The following is a 16551-nucleotide window of genomic DNA, read 5'->3' as shown; positions in this document are numbered from 1 at the left end:
TCCCGCAATGCCTGAATACGCGTTCCTGACGTTATATCATTCTGAACCCATTATCAGAAACACAGACGATGCCAAAGGCGGATCTGCCTTTATCTCTGATTCCTGTCGTGAGGTTATATCCGCTCGGTACAGCGCTAAGCCGACAGGTTCAAGACCGTTATAAGTGGCAAATCATTGTCGGCAACGGGCGATTCGCAGTATGAGAACGACGCTCATCGTGACGCTAACGCAGCATCTTGAACAGCGCTTCAATATGTATATCAACGGTATCAAGCGCTGGCACAGCAAGCTGGACGCCGGAAAACAGCAGGGGTAACTCTGTGCAGCCAAGAATAATGGCCTCTATGCCTTCATCCTTAGACATCCGTTCAATAACGGCGAGAAACCGTTCTCGCGTCTGTGTCTCCACAATACCTCGCTCAAGTTCATGGTGAATTTTTTCCGCAATAACGGCGATGTCATTTGGCATAGGGGTGATGACATCGATCCCTGCTTCAATGAAGGGCCGTTTAAAAAAATCAGCTTCCATGGTAAACCGCGTTCCCAGTAACCCGACCTTTTTCAGCCCCTGCGCTTTTACCTCGGCGCACGTAGCATCGATGATGCTGACAAGCGGTATCGCACTAGAGGCCTGTAGTTCGTTAAAAACGATATGAGGGGTATTGCCGGTCAGCGCAGCAACTTCCGCCCCCGCAGCAACCAGATGACGCACCGCCTTTGCCAGATAATCGGTGAGTCCTGCATAGTCTTTTTGACTGCACATCCTCAGTACGTCATAGACGTTAATACTTTCGATTGTGAGGTTCGGAAAGAAAGTATCACCGGTGCGCTGATTGGCTTCATAGACAAATTTTCGGTAATAAAGCAGCGTCGATTCAGGCCCGGTGCCGCCTATCAGTCCCAGTTTCTTCATAGTCGTCTCCAGGTTGTTCACACTGGTAAAATAAAAAACATGAAGTTTCTTTTCAATTGAATAAAATAGAATTCATTTTTCAATTCTGGTGAAAATATGGATATTTCAGATTTCCGTGCCGTCATTGCGGTGACCGAGACTGGCAGCATAACCGCGGCGGCCAGATTGCTTTGCCGGGTGCCCTCTGCCATCACAACACGCGTGCAAAATCTGGAGCATCATCTCGGTGTCATGCTGTTTATAAAAACGGGCCGTCGGTTTATTCCGACCACCGCAGGCCTGGCACTGTACGAAAATGCACTGAAGATCGTTGAACTGGTCGCCACTGCGGAACAGCAGGCAGCAAAGCCGCAGCCAGGTGGCCGGTTTAGAGTCGGAGCGCTCGACAGTATGGCAGCAACGCGTTTACCCGGCCCGCTCTCAGCGTTGTATCGTAAGCATCATGACGTAGCCGTCGAACTGGTGACCGGAATTAGCCGTATGCTCTACGAAGCCGTGGTTAACCACGAGTTGGATGCAGCCTTTATTGCTGATGCCCCTGCGAATGACAGGCTTGAACGTATGGCTGTTTTTGAAGAAGAGTTGGTGATTATCGCACCGGCTAATTCCCCGCCGATACGGGCTGCTGGCGATCTCGAAAACGCAACGTTGCTGGTTTTTCGCGATGGTTGCTCATACCGCGATCGGCTGACAGTCTGGTTACAACAGGCGCAGGTTAAACCCTATCGCCTGGCAGAGATGTCGTCCTATCACGCCATTCTAGGCGGTGTCAGCGCAGGGATGGGCGTAGGGATAGTGCCACGGCCAATACTGAGCACATTCCCGTCGGAGAATTTAATTACCGTCCACCCCTTCATGGAGCCAGGCAATCCTATTACCACCGCGTTGGTATGGCGCAAGGGCGGTATGACAGCCAATATTCGCGCACTGATCGACATACTGTCTTCAGAGGCAGAAAGCGTTTCTGATACCCAACGCAGCGCAGAATCATGAATCCGTGAACCGGCTATTTCGCTTTCATTTCTTCTCTGGTTCCAATATGGGATATATTGGGGACACTATCGTAAATACTCTCTTTATAACAGGTAACATCGGCAATGGCTCTGATCCCCAAAAACTACGCGCGTCTGGAAAGCGGCTACCGTGAGAAAGCACTAAAAATTTATCCGTGGGTGTGTGGGCGCTGCTCGCGGGAGTTTGTTTATTCCAACCTGCGCGAATTAACAGTTCACCATATCGATCACGACCATACCAATAATCCGGAAGATGGCAGCAACTGGGAGTTACTGTGTCTGTATTGCCATGACCATGAACACTCCAAGTACACTGAGGCAGACCAATACGGCACAACCGTTGTGGCGGGAGAGGATGCTCAAAATGACGTTGCGGCTGCGACCTATAATCCCTTTGCCGATTTAAAATCGATGTTTAACAAGAAATAATCTCTGCGTTTGTCTGGGCTGCTGACGCAGCCCAGACAAACGCAGACTTCAAGGAATTGTCCATCTCCATTGCATTACGTCACTGCCCACCAAGAGAACGCTGCGCCCACATTACTTATCGCCCTGCTTGGTGGACAGCTCCGATTGTCACTCCACGTTAAGACACGTTGACAAACTCAAAACCATCGTGCTCGTCTGACGAATCCCTTTTTGTTGGCGGGGGTTCAACAATCACAAACCCTTCAGCTCCTCCAGCCTCATCAACGAACACATGACGCTCCAACTTATCGGGGATCGCCCTGAGTCGCATATCATCATGGCTGGGTGGATAAACATAAATATCAGACGGTATATTAATCAGTTCTACTTCATCTTTAGGGTTTGTTGCTGGCTCTAGGTCTCCGCACTCTAAACATGGATCGCCTTCTGGCGCTACAACGGGTGGTTTTGGCCTTTCTGGCCATTCCGGCGCCCCTTTAGGGCTTACCGCCCTGTCTTCATCGTCAAAAGGTTCAACGTCAACAGACGGTTTTTTTCCTGGCTCTAACTCCCCGCACTCAAAACATGGATCGCCTTCTGGCGTTACAACGGGTGGTTTTGGCCGTTCTGGCGCCACTTTAGGGCTTACTGCCCTGTCTTCATCGTCAAAAGGTTCAACGTCAACAGACGGTTTTTTTCCTGGCTCTAAATCCCCGCACTCAAAACATGGATCGCCTTCTGGCGTTACAACGTGTGGTTTTGGCCGTTCTGGCGCCCCTGATGGGGTTGGTGCTTTTGGCGGTTGAGATGCTGGAGGTATGGTTGGCGGTTTTGGCGCAACGGGTACTTTTACCACTGGTTTTTCTATCTGTTCCAAGGGTTTCTCTCGAAACGAAAGCTTTATATCGTTGTTACGATCAACAACGTGATAATTTTTTGCTTTCCTCAAGTACTGCGATGCCGTGTACGTTGGATCAAGTTGCAAAGAAAGAGGTACGCCAAATTGGTAACGAACAGAGACCCCGAAACGGTTTTCAGCTTGACGTTGCCCACCCAACACGCGATCAACATCAAACTGTAGCAATGGAATAGGCGCATAGCTGAGTCCTAACGATAACGCATGCGGATTTCTGGCATCTTTCCCTTTCTTGGTAAGCGCAACACTATCGCCAAAGTATTGCTCAAATTTCACCCGACCACTCAACTGACGATACCCGGGTATCCACGCTTGCAAATTGACATCATAGCCATGAGCGACATCCGCGTAATACCCTGGTTTCTCATCAACATCCCGGTTACGTGTCAGGCCATAATATCCATTGGCCGTAAAACGAGCATGATCAAACCATAGCTCCCCACCAACGCCGAGGCGGTGGTAAACTGATTTTGACTTTTGTACATCATAAAAAAGGTTATAGCCCAATCCCCAGTCATTACCAAAATGACGCTGCCCCACTCCTACACTGACGCTGTTTTTATGCTTGCGATGATGCCCCCCAAATTGGCTAAACAGTATGCGATTTTCATTTTCTTGCAATGGAACTAATACATTCAGCGAGGTACTTTCAGACTGACGGCCAGGCGTGCTCACACCAACCTGAGCCTCTCCCCGGATTTTCATATCCGTCCTTTTGGACGACATAGCGGAATGCTGACCAGAGGCACTACCTGAGAGCGATGGTGAAATGACAGAACGTCCAGCCTCCTCTTTTGAGAACTTAATCACAGGAGTGTGGGTTCTCTCATCACTTTTATTCACCTGAGAACAACCAATCAAAGCAAAAACCATCCCCAGCGGTCGAAAAAAAACATATTTCCCATTATCATTCATAGTTTATTAAACACAAGCGTGCCCTCAATAATAAATAAAAAAACATGAATTATAAAAACCAAAAAGCAGCACACTCTATAATATGATATAAAATAGGGTCACCACCTGATACCAATCCATCCACTGCGTCTTTCATCGCTAAACAATGGTTATTCAAACACCATGCTCATTGTCATAAATACCAATAAAAACAAACTAAATCAAAACAATACCAATAGCGCACTCTTTGTGAATTCCACCTCTCTCGCTAAACACTAGCCTATTCTTGTTAAATATTCTGAAACTTTGATGATGATTTTTTTAAAATAATTCTGATTTCAAACAGACCGATGTCTTTTACCCAACCTTAAAGATAACTACATTTGTTTATTTAACACTTTCTCTTTGACATATTTAAATAACGAAGCGCGACTATTTACTTGCTGAGACAATGACACACATTTAATGAGCAACATTCATAGCACTAATCAATACAATACGATTATCTCATTACACATGTTCTGTTATCTTGGCCTTATTGATGCTGCGCGACTCCTGCATCACAGCGCACATTGTTTGTTATCCAAATTTACGGAGAATCATGCATGTCGCACCAACACGACCGCACTCGAAGAGCGCTGCTTTCCGCATTGGCCAGCTTAACCGTGGTCAAAATGGCGTTTCCTACCTCTGCGAGTGCCAACACGGATAACTCACTAAAAACTGAACGCATTCTCGTCGCCTATTTATCTCGCAGTGGTAACACGCGCGTTATCGCAGGGATTATTCATCGCAGCCTGCACAGCGATCTGTTTGAGATTGAGCCAGCAATACCCTATCCGGAGGATTATTTTCAGACGGTAGAACAGGCAAACATTGAACGTGACCGTGGCCTCAGGCCACCGCTAAAACGCAGTGTCAGTAATATAGAGCGTTATCAAACGATTTATTTAGGTTTTCCTGTTTGGGCAACCACCCTGCCTCCAGTAGTTCAAACCTTTCTCACTACCCATAATCTGGCAGACAACACCCTGATCCCTTTCATCACACATGGCGGATATGGTGTTGGTAACTGTGAAGCAGTCCTGGCGAGACTGGCTCCCCATGCTAGACGAGAACAACCGCTCGTTATCGAATGCGATCAGGAACGCAGGACCACGGAAACTGTGACCCACTGGTTACGTACCGTCTCGCGCTAAATAGCCAACGCGAACGGCAATTAATGAATACAGCGAATAAGCCCTAGTGAATTGGCGCGACTAATCGAATAAATCGCACTGCGCTATGCTTGCTAAACATCGGTAAAGCCGTTAATTGCAGGAGCTTAACAATGCAAAAACGTTATTTGGGAAAGTCCGGGCTTGAAGTGTCGGCGCTAGGTCTGGGCTGCATGGGATTGAGCCAAGGCTATGGCCCGGCAACGGATACCCGTCAAGCCATAACACTGATTCGCGCCGCTGTTGAGCGCGGGGTAACATTTTTTGATACCGCCGAAGTGTATGGCCCTTATTTAAATGAAGATGTCGTCGGTGAGGCATTAAAACCGTTACGCGATCGCGTGGTTATCGCGACAAAATTTGGCTTTAACATAGGCAACGACAATAAACGGCAAATGTTGAACAGTCGCCCAGAGCATATCCGTGAGGCCGTAGAAGGTTCACTGCGTCGCCTTAAGATGGAGGTTATCGATCTTCTCTATCAACACCGGGTTGACCTCGATGTCCCGATTGAAGATGTCGCAGGAACCGTAAAAGATCTGATCGCCGAAGGTAAAGTAAAACATTTTGGTCTTTCAGAAGCCGGTGCGCAAACCGTGCGTCGCGCTCATGCCATACAACCGGTTACTGCGCTGCAAAGTGAATATTCCCTATGGTGGCGCGAACCAGAGCAAGAAATACTGCCGCTGCTTGAAGAGCTCGGCATTGGTTTTGTGCCCTTTAGCCCACTGGGCAGAGGCTTTCTGACCGGTACAATCAAAGCCCAAACCACCTTCGCAGACAATGATTTCCGCAAAACTGTTCCACGTTTCGCCGCAGAAGCCCTGAAAGCCAACGAAAAATTGGTGATATTACTGGCAGAACTTGCAGCAGAACGTCACACCACTTCCGCACAAATCGCACTGGCTTGGTTACTGGCACAAAAATCATGGATTGTGCCAATTCCGGGCACCACGAAGCTACATCGGCTGGAGGAAAACCTGGCTGCAACAGAAATCAAACTCACCCCCGCAGACTTGCAGAAAATTACCCAAGCACTGGAAACGGTAAAAATTGTGGGTGAACGTTACCCGGCGGCATTGCAAGCGCATGTTGGTCGTTAATCGTCATAGAGATAGCTGTCATGTTTAAAACCATTAAAGCGATTGGCACCGATGCGGTAGCCAATCCGTTAACCACATTCCGTATCAAACGCCGCGGATTACAAGACGATGACGTTGAGATGGACATTCTCTATTGCGGCATTTGTTATTCCGACCTTCATCAACTCAAAAATGATTTTGGCGCAGCACACTACCCGATGGTGCCCGGGCATGAAATTGTCGGCCGCGTTATCGCGGTAGGCCGTGCCGTAACCCAATTTCAACCGGGTGATTACGCCGCAGTGGGCTGCATTGTTGACGCATGTGGCGAATGCCCTGCCTGCCGCCGCGATCTCGAACAGTTCTGTGAATCCGGCACAACGCTTTCGTTTAACTCACCGGATAAGCATTTGGGAGGAATGACCTACGGTGGGTTCGCACAAACCTACGTCTGTCGTGAAAAATACACGTTGAAAATGCCCGCCGCGTTGGATCTGGCGTCAGCCGCACCGCTGCTGTGCGCCGGCATTACGGTGTACTCCCCGCTGAAACACTGGCAGGTAGGGGCGGGGAAAGTGGTGGGCATTCTCGGCATCGGAGGGCTCGGGCACGTCGCGATCAAAATGGCCAAAGCGATGGGCGCACATGTGGTGGTATTTACTACGTCGGAAGCTAAGGTAGCAGATGCGACACGCCTTGGCGCCCATCAGGCGGTGTTATCGACCGATCCACAGCAGATGAAAAAATTTGCCAGTAAGGTCGATCTTATTCTCGATACGGTTTCCGCAAAGCATGACGTCAATGCATACCTTAATTTATTGAAAATTGATGGTTCCGTGGTATTGGTTGGGTTGCCACCAGAACCGATCGAGATTGGCGCATTTAATCTGGTTAAAGGGCGTCGTAGCTTCTCTGGCTCGAATATCGGCGGCATTGCTGAAACCCAAGAAATGCTTGAGTTTTGTGCGGAGCACGGAATTACTGCTGATATCGAACTCATCAGCGCCATTCAGGTTAATGATGCGTTTTCACGCCTTGAACAGGGTGATGTGAAGTATCGATTTGTTCTGGATATGTCTACGCTGCAATAAGTTACATCATCAGGGCGGGCTGTCCGCCCTTAGCGAGTCTGTCTCTTTACTCTGAATCAGCCGTAATGCCAAATACAGATCCGGCACCAGAATCAAATCGTGCATCTTACTGTCAGAACGGTCCATACGAAACCAGCGGGTTAATTCGGTACGCCGCCCTGCGAGCACCAGATTAATTCCGCGTTGTTTAAGCTCGCGTTTCAACTCGTCGATGGCAGCCAGCACGCTGACATCGGCGTGGGTAAAGCTGGCCACGGCATCAATCACCACCCAGCGCGGCTGAGAAGTATCGCTATCCACCAGATCCGTGATACGGCTTTTAAAATAGGCAACGTTGAAATAGGTTAATGGGGAATTGAAACGGTACATGATAACGCCGTCCACTGGACTGATGTCATTGTCATTGCCGTTGTCTAATGAATGAATCATGCCTTCCGCGTTGACACCGAGCAAATGCTCTGTGGGTCGAAATACCGTTTGCAGGAATTGCAGTAACCCTAGCAGCACCGCCAACCCAATACCCGGAATAATACCCACCAGCAGCACACTCAGAAAAGTAAACAGCGCCAGATAGAAGGCCGGGCGATTACGCTTTCGCAGTTGGAATATACTGCGTAAATCCAGTAAGCCCCACAGCGCATAGATTAATATGACACCGAGTACAGCGATAGGAATATATTGCAGGGGTTCACTTAACAGCACGACCACCAGCGCAATCGCCAATGCGGCGATCACAGAAACCAACTGACTTTTGCCACCGTTGGCATCGTTAACCGCAGTACGTGAATTAGCGCCGCTGATGGCAAATCCCTGAGACAAACCAGAGACGATATTCACCAAACCGAGCGCGCGAAATTCACTGTTTACGTCCACCTAATAACCATTTTTTGCCGCGAAACTGCGTGCGGTCAACATCATACTGACAAAGCTGACCACCGCAAGGTTCAATGCCGGGATCACCAGTTCACGCAGCAAACCGGGTTTGAAATCCGGCCAGGAGACAGTAGGCAAACCGCCCCCGGTGTAACCGGAAACCGTTTCTACCCCAAAGCGAGGCAGGTTTGCCGCCCAGGTGAGCCCCGTTGTCAACAGGACGGCAAAAAGCGGTGCAGGCCAATTAGGGCGAACATAGCGCACACCAAACAGACATAACAGCGTCAGCAACGAGATACCCACCGTCGGCCAGTGGCTACTTGCCAGATTCGACGGTAGCGCATAAATGCGCTCAATCAGTTCACTGGAGGAGGGAGAGAAACCAAACACTTTGCTGATCTGATTGACGATAATGGTCAACGCAACGCCGTTAAGCAAGCCACTCAATATCGGGCGGGACAACAAATCCGCAATGGCCCCCAGCTTGAACCGGCTGGCAATCAGACACCACGTTCCCATCATCAACGTCATCACAATCGCTAATTGCCAATGAAGCTCCGCATTTCCCGCCGCCAAGGGGGTAATGACCGCAGCGATGACCGCACAGGTAGCGACATCTGGACCCACAATTAATTGCCGTGAAGAGCCAAAAATGGCGTAGGCAACGATCGGCAAGATACAGGAGTAAAGCCCAACGATCGCGCTTACGCCGGCCAATTCGGCATAGGCGATCGCCACCGGTAACGCAACGGCAGCCACTGAAAGCCCCGCGCGAACGTCATGCTTTAACCAGGTGCGTTCATAAGCAAGCAGATTTGTCAGGCCGGGAGTCAGGGATTTCCACTGCATACTTCTTCCATTTAATCTTCATTACGGGGATCGGCCTGCTCGCTGGCAGGTGACAGCGCAGGTTGCACAGCAGGAATGGCTTGCCTACAAAAACGCACGGATGATGTGAAGTATGGCAGAGATAAAATAAAAATCAGAAGTCGTCCTGTACTACGCCTTCTGATTTTTTGTATGACGCAACAACGCGTGAAGGATCAGAAATTCACATTCACGGAAAGCCAGTAATTACGCCCAGGCATCACATAGCCGGTGGTACTCTGGGAAGAGGTAAAGTAATCCCCAGCGGTTGTTGTCCCGCACCCCACAGCAAACACGTGTGTCCGGGTAAAATCTTTATCCGTCAGGTTATTGATAGCGCCGTTGAGCGTCACATCTTTGGACACTTTGTATGACGCACCAAGATTGTAGACAGTAAAGGATTTAAAATATGCGCCGAGATTATCGTAAACCACCTTATTCGCAGCGCTCAGGTTTTCATAGTTGTCGGTGAATCGCGCAGTTTTACTGCGGTGCTCTGCCTTTAACCAGGTAGAGAGTTTCTCATTCACGTTCCAATTCAAACGCGCATTCGCCATATGTCTGGGCGTATTGGTCAGTGATGCCCCTTTATTCTCACCATCCTTTTGTTCACTGTCGGTAAAGGTGTAGTTCATGTTGAGTGACCAATCGTCAGACCACAAAGGAATGGTTGTTGCCAGCTCAATGCCCTGAGTGGTCGCTCTGCCAATGTTGGTATAGGTGCTGGTGACGCTGTCGATGGTTTCACTGTTGATTTTGTTTTTGAAACGGTTGTGGAATAACGTTGCGTTCGCACCAAAACCGCTCTGGTTCTCATAGTAAACACCCAGTTCAGTATTGACGCTCTCTTCCGGTTTCAATTTCGGGTTGCCGATCGTGGTAATCGTCCCCTGTCCGGTGACGCCACTGATGCCATCGTGCAATTGCGCAAGAGACGGCGTTTTGTATCCGGTGCTAACGCCCCCTTTCACCGTGATATCATCATGTGCATCCCAGACCAGATAGGCGCGAGGACTGACATGTCCGCCAAAGGTCTCCTGATGCTCATAACGGGCACCGAATGTCAGTGCCAGCGGATCGACAATTCGCCATTCATCCTCAGTGAACAGAGACCAAGAGTCCTGACGGAACGCTTTGCCGTTATTCGCCAGAACGATGCCGTCCTTCATGCGGGCATCCCAATACTGGCCCCCAACCGTTAACAGATGGCTGTCTCCCAACGGCGCGACCAGTTTGGAATCAAGGATAATATTGGTATTTTCAAGATCGCGCTTGGTTCCCGCCAGGCCCGTAGCAGCAGGAACAGAAGCGTTGGTGATCAGTCGGCCTTTATTCTCGGTTTTATTGTACGAGAGGCTCGAATTCCAAGTACCGAAGCTCAGATAATTATCACTGCCAAGGGTCACTTTACGACGCTGATAACGCAACGTATCTTCATATCCTCCTGCGGCACCGATCGTACCAAGTTGGCTTTCGGCGTTATCGTATTTCTGATTGGCGATCTCACCATCCAGCCAGAACACATTTTTATCATTAATCTGCCACTGTAATTTATTGCCTAGCGTATAATTATCTGACTTAACGGGGTTTGGCCCACGATTACTCAGTTCAGTACCGGTACTTGATGATTCAACCTGAGAAGCCCCGCGACGAAAAATACTGCCGCGTAGTGACAGCCCCAATTTATCTTCAATTAATGCACCGCCGGAATAAAATGAGAATTTTGAACTGTCGCCAAAGTCAGTGTTTTCCTGAAAGGTGTGCTCCAGCGTTGCGGTACTGCCCCATTCGTTGGGCACTTTTTTGGTAATAATATTCACCACGCCGCCAATAGCATCAGAGCCATATAGCGTCGACATCGGTCCGCGAATAACTTCAATACGTTCAATGGCAGAAAGTGGCGGCATAAAACTGGTATTCATGGCACCAAACCCATTTGGCGTAACATCAGAGGTACCATTCTGTCGGATGCCATCTATCAGGATAAGCGTATAACTGCTGGACATACCGCGAATACTGATATCAAGGCCTCCCGTTTTACCCGTCGTACTATGGACATCCACCCCTTCGATATCACTGAGCGCATCGGCAAGATCGGTGTAACTTTTCTGGCTAAGCTCACGTTGGCTGATGACAGAAATACTGGCCGCTGCCTGCCGCAATTTTTGTTCATAACCCTACGCAGTGACGACCATCACATCGTTATTTTCTGCGGAGATCCCGTAAGGTGCTGCCGTGATGGTAAGTGCCGAAACTAACATTTTTTTTATCATCCCAACTCCCTTGAAACGCGTCTAAATGGATGCCAATGAAGTGACTTGCGAGATGATTTGAAATGATAATACAAACAACAGTCATTATCATTTGCATTTCTTTACCATTTTATAGGGAATCTTTACAAAGTAAAAAAGGGATGAGAAAAAACAGACTAACATTTAGCAATGGGTGTCCCATTACATACTTCGATACCACAGCAAAAAGCGGCTATGCTTAAACCAGAACACGCCGCGCAACACGATCATGCCAAATTTAAAAAAACCTTTTCACCTTAACGGGATATGGAGCATATATGGTCAACGATCCCAAGTCTCCCCGTACAATAAAAGCGCCAAGTTATTTTGATGCTTTACTCCCAGTCGTCACCTTGATCGTGCTGGTAGGGGCTTCCGTTGCCTTATTCGGCTTGGATGCGGTAAATGGCCCGCTGCAAGTTGCAATTATTCTTAGTACCATGATCACGTCGATGGTCATATTAAAAAATGGCCACACGTGGGAAGACATTTCTGAATCAGGGCGAAAAGGGATTGCCACCGTCTCCGGTGCCATCTTTATTCTTTTTTCCGTGGGCGCATTGATTGGCACCTGGAACATGTCCGGCACCATACCAACCATGGTGTATTACGGCATCGTCATGATCATGCCGAACTGGTTTTACCCCATCGCCTTTTTGGTGTGTGTGGGCGTGTCACTCAGTATTGGCAGTTCATGGACAACCGCCGGTACATTGGGTGTTGGCTTGGTCGGATTGGCCAATATGCTCGGCTTATCGCCTGAGATCACCGCCGGTGCCGTCATTTCCGGTGCTTATGTGGGCGATAAAGTATCACCGCTGTCTGAAAGCACCGTATTGGCTGCCCAACTGAATGGTGTCGAGCTGTATAAACATATTCGCACTCAGATGTGGACCACCCTACCCGCAGCAGCTATTGCCTTGATAGCGTTTATTGCGCTCGGTATGAATCAGCACAGTGCCTTCGATGCCAACGTCACGGATAATGAGTTGAAACGGTTTAACGAACTGTTCCACATTACCCCCTGGAATCTGCTGCCTTTATTCTTTTTACTCACGCTCTCGGTATTAAAGGTGCCTGCGTCGCTGGCGATTATGTGCTCCGCATTACTGGCAGGCATTATGACGCCGATAATGCAACCGCAGGTGGTGCTGCGTTTTATTGCTGAGCCAGATACCGCCGCACCACTGCTTGCCGTAAAAGCAATGTGGACAGCGATGGCAACAGGTTTTCAGGAGAATTCGGGGATTGAGCAGATCGATGCGCTGCTGTCGCGCGGTGGCATGGATAGCATGTTACTGACCATCTGGCTCATCATCGGAGCGGTCACCTTCGGTATTATGGTGGACGATTTTGGTCTGCTCAACAAACTGGTTACACCGCTGTTATTACGTGCCAGAACAGTTGGCCGCTTGATTGCTTCGGTCGTTGCTACGGCTATTGGTTTAAACATTGCTGCAGGCGATCAATACATTGCTCTGCTGTTACCCACTCGCTTATTCAAATCTGAATTTGCCCGACGAGGATTGGCACCGGAAAACCTTTCCAGAGCAGTTTCTGACGCCGGTATTGTTACCTCGCCGTTGATTCCCTGGAACTCCTGTGGGGCTTATATGGCAGCGGTGCTCGGTGTCTCTACCATGGCCTACATGCCGTTTGCTATCTTTAACATTGCCGCCCCGTTAATCACATTAATATTGGGCATCACCGGAATGAATATTCGGCGTATCCTTGTCACTGCGCCAAACACAATGCAAGAAAGCGGTGAAAAATAATCACGCTAATCGGCATCACCTTCCCTGCTCAACGGCGAGATGCAGGGAAGGATTTTCTGTTTATCTTACAGGCTCCGTGACAGCACTCTACGGTTCAAACCACTCTTATTCCAGCGTCTCACGCAACACATCCAAACGCTGAACATAGTGATTTAAATTTTCATACAATTCATCCGCATTGTGATTCGTCTCTCGAAACCCACCAACGAACATGAGAATATCCGATGATTCATTGAGGCACAGCCCCCCAATCCCCGTACGTAATGTGTTAAAACTCTCTTTGAGAATTTTTTGATAGAAAGCACAAGGACTATCTTCATTTTTCAAATGACGCACCATGCCATAAAAATACCATTTCCCATCATCAAGTTGCAGTGATACTGGGCATTTACCATCGATTAATAATAAAATCTGTTGTTTTTCATCTAATTTTATATCCAGCCCTAACTTTTCACCTAAATAATGAATTTGTCTTTCCGATCCAGTTCCTGTCATTAACTCCCCTCCCGATAGAGATAAAACGTCACCGCTTCCTCTAACTTATCTGAAAGTGTGAAATAAAATACACTACAACTTATAATAGCTTCACAGTTTCGCTGCCGGTTAAATAGCGTTATTTATCGCCGCTGGATTCGTCTGATGCTGAACCATAAAGACTATCTACCTCATAAGGCTCTGAGGACTCCTGTTGATACAAACGAAGTTCTTCTGCTGTTGGCGGTGGCGGAAAATCATCAATATCTGACAAATCATCTTGTATAAGCTTAAGTTCTTCCGGCGTTGGCGGGGGTGGAAAATCATCAATATCTGACAAATCATCCTGTATAAGCTTAAGTTCTTCCGGCGTTGGCGGTGGAGGTAAATCATCACTGTCAGCTAAAGATATTACCTCGGTGTCGTCATCTTCACTGCACACTGAACTAAAAAAGCTGTCAATACTTGACGTATCCGATAACGATTCTTGCAAACTATAAGGTGTTACCGGCGCTGATAATGGAACCCAATGTTCAGTGTCCCCCCGTTCTACATTCGCTTTCTCGATAGCGTCTCTTATATAACCATCGTAGAACTCCTTCGCTAAATAAGCATACATACCGCTACACAATAGATTTTTATCTTCACTGCTTTTTAATTTTAGTTTATCATTGAATAAAAAAACATCGCAGAGCAAGTTATCTAATGCCGATGAATCATTACCCATAGATATATTGAGTAGAGCTAACCGTTCATCCATTTTCAGTGCAAACGGTTTTCCAGGAACCTGGTTAAGACTCTCTTTCTCTTTATCCGTACCAGACAAGGTATGCAAATAGCATTTCAGGGCGTCCAACGAATAATTATTCCCTAATGCATTTACATTTAAAAACTCCAACATCCGGGCCTTAATGTCATTGTAAATACCACTAGGGACTCTGTTAGCTTGTAAGATTTCATTTACCTGATAATTTATTTCATTGTGGAATTTTTTTAAAACCCTATCATCCTTTCCAGATAGAAAATCATAAAACTCCTTTTTAATTTCCGGAAAAGCTTGGCTCAGAACGACTTTCATAGCTATAAGGTTTTTTTGATTATGATATTTGGTGATAAATGATGAAGGGTTTATTTTAGAGGCTAACGTTAAATACTTAGTGATATTTTTACATTTCAGATACTCCCCCCCAGATTTACCCTCGGGCAAACGGCCAAGTAAAAATGTATTGCCGAACCCTTTATTCAATGTTTCTAAAAAAGCGGTAACTGCATCGTGTTGTTGGAACTCAATTTCTTGTTTATAGTTAGAGATGCATTTAAAATCAGAGAGCCATGGAATCTTAGAGAAAAACAATATAGCACGATCAGCGATAGAGTAATTCGATGACAAACAAACTTCCCCCTTATTATTTCTTATCAATCGGATAATATCATCAGACTCTGATTTATCACAGACACTCACAAAATGAGAATAGCTGAGATCGACTTCTTTAAACGTGATACAATGTGGCATTTCCCCTCCAATATCATCAAATCAATCAATGGCATATTGTTAACATCCAACCAAATAATAATCATCACTCATTATTTTATAATCAGGCTTTAAAACTATAAGATCATAAAAAATAATTTCCATCATGACATATAATGTTTTCTAAAATGGAAATAGTGACGCCAGTAGTAAACAAATAACTATTTAAATTAATCATTATTGATTTGTATCATTGCCAATCTTTTACCAATGATAAATCATCGCCAATACGCTAATGAAGAGAATGGAATCATGCCTTATCTTTTACTCACAATGGCAGCCCTATTCTGGGGGGGAAATTACGTTGTTGGTCATGTTCTGGTTGCACGCGCTGATCCCATCATCATGACGCAAGCGCGCTGGGCTATTACCGCGATCCTGTTGATAATCCTTTATTTCAAACAGGTACGACAACACTGGCCAACGATGCGGGCATCGATGGGGATCCTGTTTTTTCTCTCCGTGTGCGGGCAAGTCCTTTTTCCCTTGACGCTCTATATTGGCTTGCAATATACCACATCGTTAAATGCTGCAATTTACATGTCAGCGACGCCAGCCGTCGTACTACTGCTTAACCGCTTAGTATTCAACGATCCTGTTTCGCGTAACAATATGCTCGGCGTTATCCTCAGTACCGGTGGCGTGTTGTATCTGGTGGTAAAGGGAGAGATCCCCACGCGAGAAACCTTTAGCGCGCTCAATCAGGGCGATTTATGGACCATGGGATCGGCGCTCAGTTGGGCATTCTATTGCACCTTTTTAAGGAAAAAAGATAAACGTATACCGGGTAATGCATTCGTGGCCGTTAGCGCATTGCTCGGCGCGATACTGCTTATTCCCTTGGTGTTTATTCATGTCATCGACCTTCCCTCGCTCGATGCGGCGCCTTACTTTAGCGGGGATTTTTTAACCGGGTTAGCCTATCTGGTAATATTCCCATCCTGGCTCTCCTATGTCTTTTGGAACAAAGGCATTGGCGATATTGGTGCGACGCGAGGAGAAATCTACACTCACCTGATTCCGTTATCAGGCGGCGTGTTTAGTCTGGTGTTTCTCAATACCACGCTGGAAACGTTTCATCTGGTCAGCGCACTACTGATTGTCTTTGGCATCTGGCTGTGTTCAAAAACCCCACAACCGGCATAATGTAAAATGCCGCTGGTGCCCAGCAGAGCACCAGCGGCATGAATCTTTAACCGTGGAAAA

General features: G+C 47.4%; 11 protein-coding genes and 2 pseudogenes. 7 read left to right on the top strand and 6 right to left on the bottom strand.

The window, feature by feature from the left end:
• Nucleotides 1–223: 223 nt before the first annotated feature.
• Nucleotides 224–913, bottom strand: a complete 690-nt coding sequence (locus K6K13_RS07030; protein ID WP_222160127.1) for an aspartate/glutamate racemase family protein — start codon at nucleotides 911–913, stop codon at nucleotides 224–226.
• 96 nt (nucleotides 914–1009) lie between these two features.
• Here K6K13_RS07030 and K6K13_RS07025 point away from each other — a divergent pair, with 96 nt between their 5' ends.
• Both K6K13_RS07025 and yajD read left to right on the top strand, forming a co-directional pair.
• Nucleotides 1010–1906: a LysR family transcriptional regulator gene (locus tag K6K13_RS07025; RefSeq protein WP_222160126.1), complete on the top strand. Its 897-nt coding sequence runs from the start codon at nucleotides 1010–1012 to the stop codon at nucleotides 1904–1906.
• Between the two features lie 104 nt (nucleotides 1907–2010).
• Nucleotides 2011–2355, top strand: a complete 345-nt coding sequence (gene yajD / locus K6K13_RS07020; RefSeq protein ID WP_222160125.1) for an HNH nuclease YajD — start codon at nucleotides 2011–2013, stop codon at nucleotides 2353–2355.
• A 157-nt stretch (nucleotides 2356–2512) separates the two neighbouring features.
• On the opposite strand, the gene K6K13_RS07015 is transcribed toward yajD, so the two are convergent.
• Nucleotides 2513–4165, bottom strand: coding sequence for an inverse autotransporter beta domain-containing protein (locus tag K6K13_RS07015; RefSeq protein ID WP_222160124.1), 1653 nt, complete (start codon nucleotides 4163–4165; stop codon nucleotides 2513–2515).
• A gap of 584 nt (nucleotides 4166–4749) precedes the next feature.
• On the opposite strand from K6K13_RS07015, the gene K6K13_RS07010 reads away from it, so the two are divergent.
• The 3 genes from K6K13_RS07010 to K6K13_RS07000 all read left to right on the top strand — a co-directional run bounded on the left by K6K13_RS07010 (nucleotide 4750) and on the right by K6K13_RS07000 (nucleotide 7534).
• Nucleotides 4750–5343: a flavodoxin gene (locus K6K13_RS07010; protein WP_222160123.1), complete on the top strand. Its 594-nt coding sequence runs from the start codon at nucleotides 4750–4752 to the stop codon at nucleotides 5341–5343.
• A 131-nt stretch (nucleotides 5344–5474) separates the two neighbouring features.
• Nucleotides 5475–6464 (top strand): aldo/keto reductase, encoded by a 990-nt coding sequence (locus tag K6K13_RS07005; protein ID WP_222160122.1) that lies wholly within the window; start codon nucleotides 5475–5477, stop codon nucleotides 6462–6464.
• A gap of 20 nt (nucleotides 6465–6484) precedes the next feature.
• Nucleotides 6485–7534 carry an NAD(P)-dependent alcohol dehydrogenase gene (locus tag K6K13_RS07000; RefSeq protein WP_222160121.1) on the top strand — a complete coding sequence of 350 codons (1050 nt, stop codon included), beginning with the start codon at nucleotides 6485–6487 and terminating at the stop codon, nucleotides 7532–7534.
• A gap of 9 nt (nucleotides 7535–7543) precedes the next feature.
• Here K6K13_RS07000 and K6K13_RS06995 read toward each other — a convergent pair.
• Together K6K13_RS06995 and K6K13_RS06990 are read right to left on the bottom strand one after the other, a co-directional pair.
• A pseudogene (locus K6K13_RS06995) lies at nucleotides 7544–9256 on the bottom strand (SulP family inorganic anion transporter).
• 194 nt (nucleotides 9257–9450) lie between these two features.
• Nucleotides 9451–11535: pseudogene (locus tag K6K13_RS06990) on the bottom strand (TonB-dependent receptor).
• Between the two features lie 308 nt (nucleotides 11536–11843).
• On the opposite strand from K6K13_RS06990, the gene K6K13_RS06985 reads away from it, so the two are divergent.
• Complete coding sequence (locus K6K13_RS06985) at nucleotides 11844–13340, top strand: Na+/H+ antiporter NhaC family protein (RefSeq protein ID WP_222160120.1); 1497 nt, start codon at nucleotides 11844–11846, stop codon at nucleotides 13338–13340.
• A gap of 105 nt (nucleotides 13341–13445) precedes the next feature.
• On the opposite strand, the gene K6K13_RS06980 is transcribed toward K6K13_RS06985, so the two are convergent.
• Nucleotides 13446–13835 (bottom strand): CesT family type III secretion system chaperone, encoded by a 390-nt coding sequence (locus tag K6K13_RS06980; protein WP_222160119.1) that lies wholly within the window; start codon nucleotides 13833–13835, stop codon nucleotides 13446–13448.
• A gap of 118 nt (nucleotides 13836–13953) precedes the next feature.
• Entirely contained in the window at nucleotides 13954–15327 is a 1374-nt protein-coding gene (locus K6K13_RS06975; RefSeq protein ID WP_222160118.1) for a hypothetical protein, read from the bottom strand.
• A 270-nt stretch (nucleotides 15328–15597) separates the two neighbouring features.
• On the opposite strand from K6K13_RS06975, the gene K6K13_RS06970 reads away from it, so the two are divergent.
• Complete coding sequence (locus tag K6K13_RS06970; RefSeq protein WP_222160117.1) at nucleotides 15598–16491, top strand: DMT family transporter; 894 nt, start codon at nucleotides 15598–15600, stop codon at nucleotides 16489–16491.
• The last annotated feature ends 60 nt before the right edge of the window (nucleotides 16492–16551 follow it).

The sequence above is a fragment of the Symbiopectobacterium purcellii genome (assembly GCF_019797845.1).
GTDB classification, from domain to species: Bacteria; Pseudomonadota; Gammaproteobacteria; order Enterobacterales; family Enterobacteriaceae; genus Symbiopectobacterium; species Symbiopectobacterium purcellii.
Note: the sequence above shows the minus strand (reverse complement) of the source record. Positions and strands in the feature narration are given on the sequence as shown.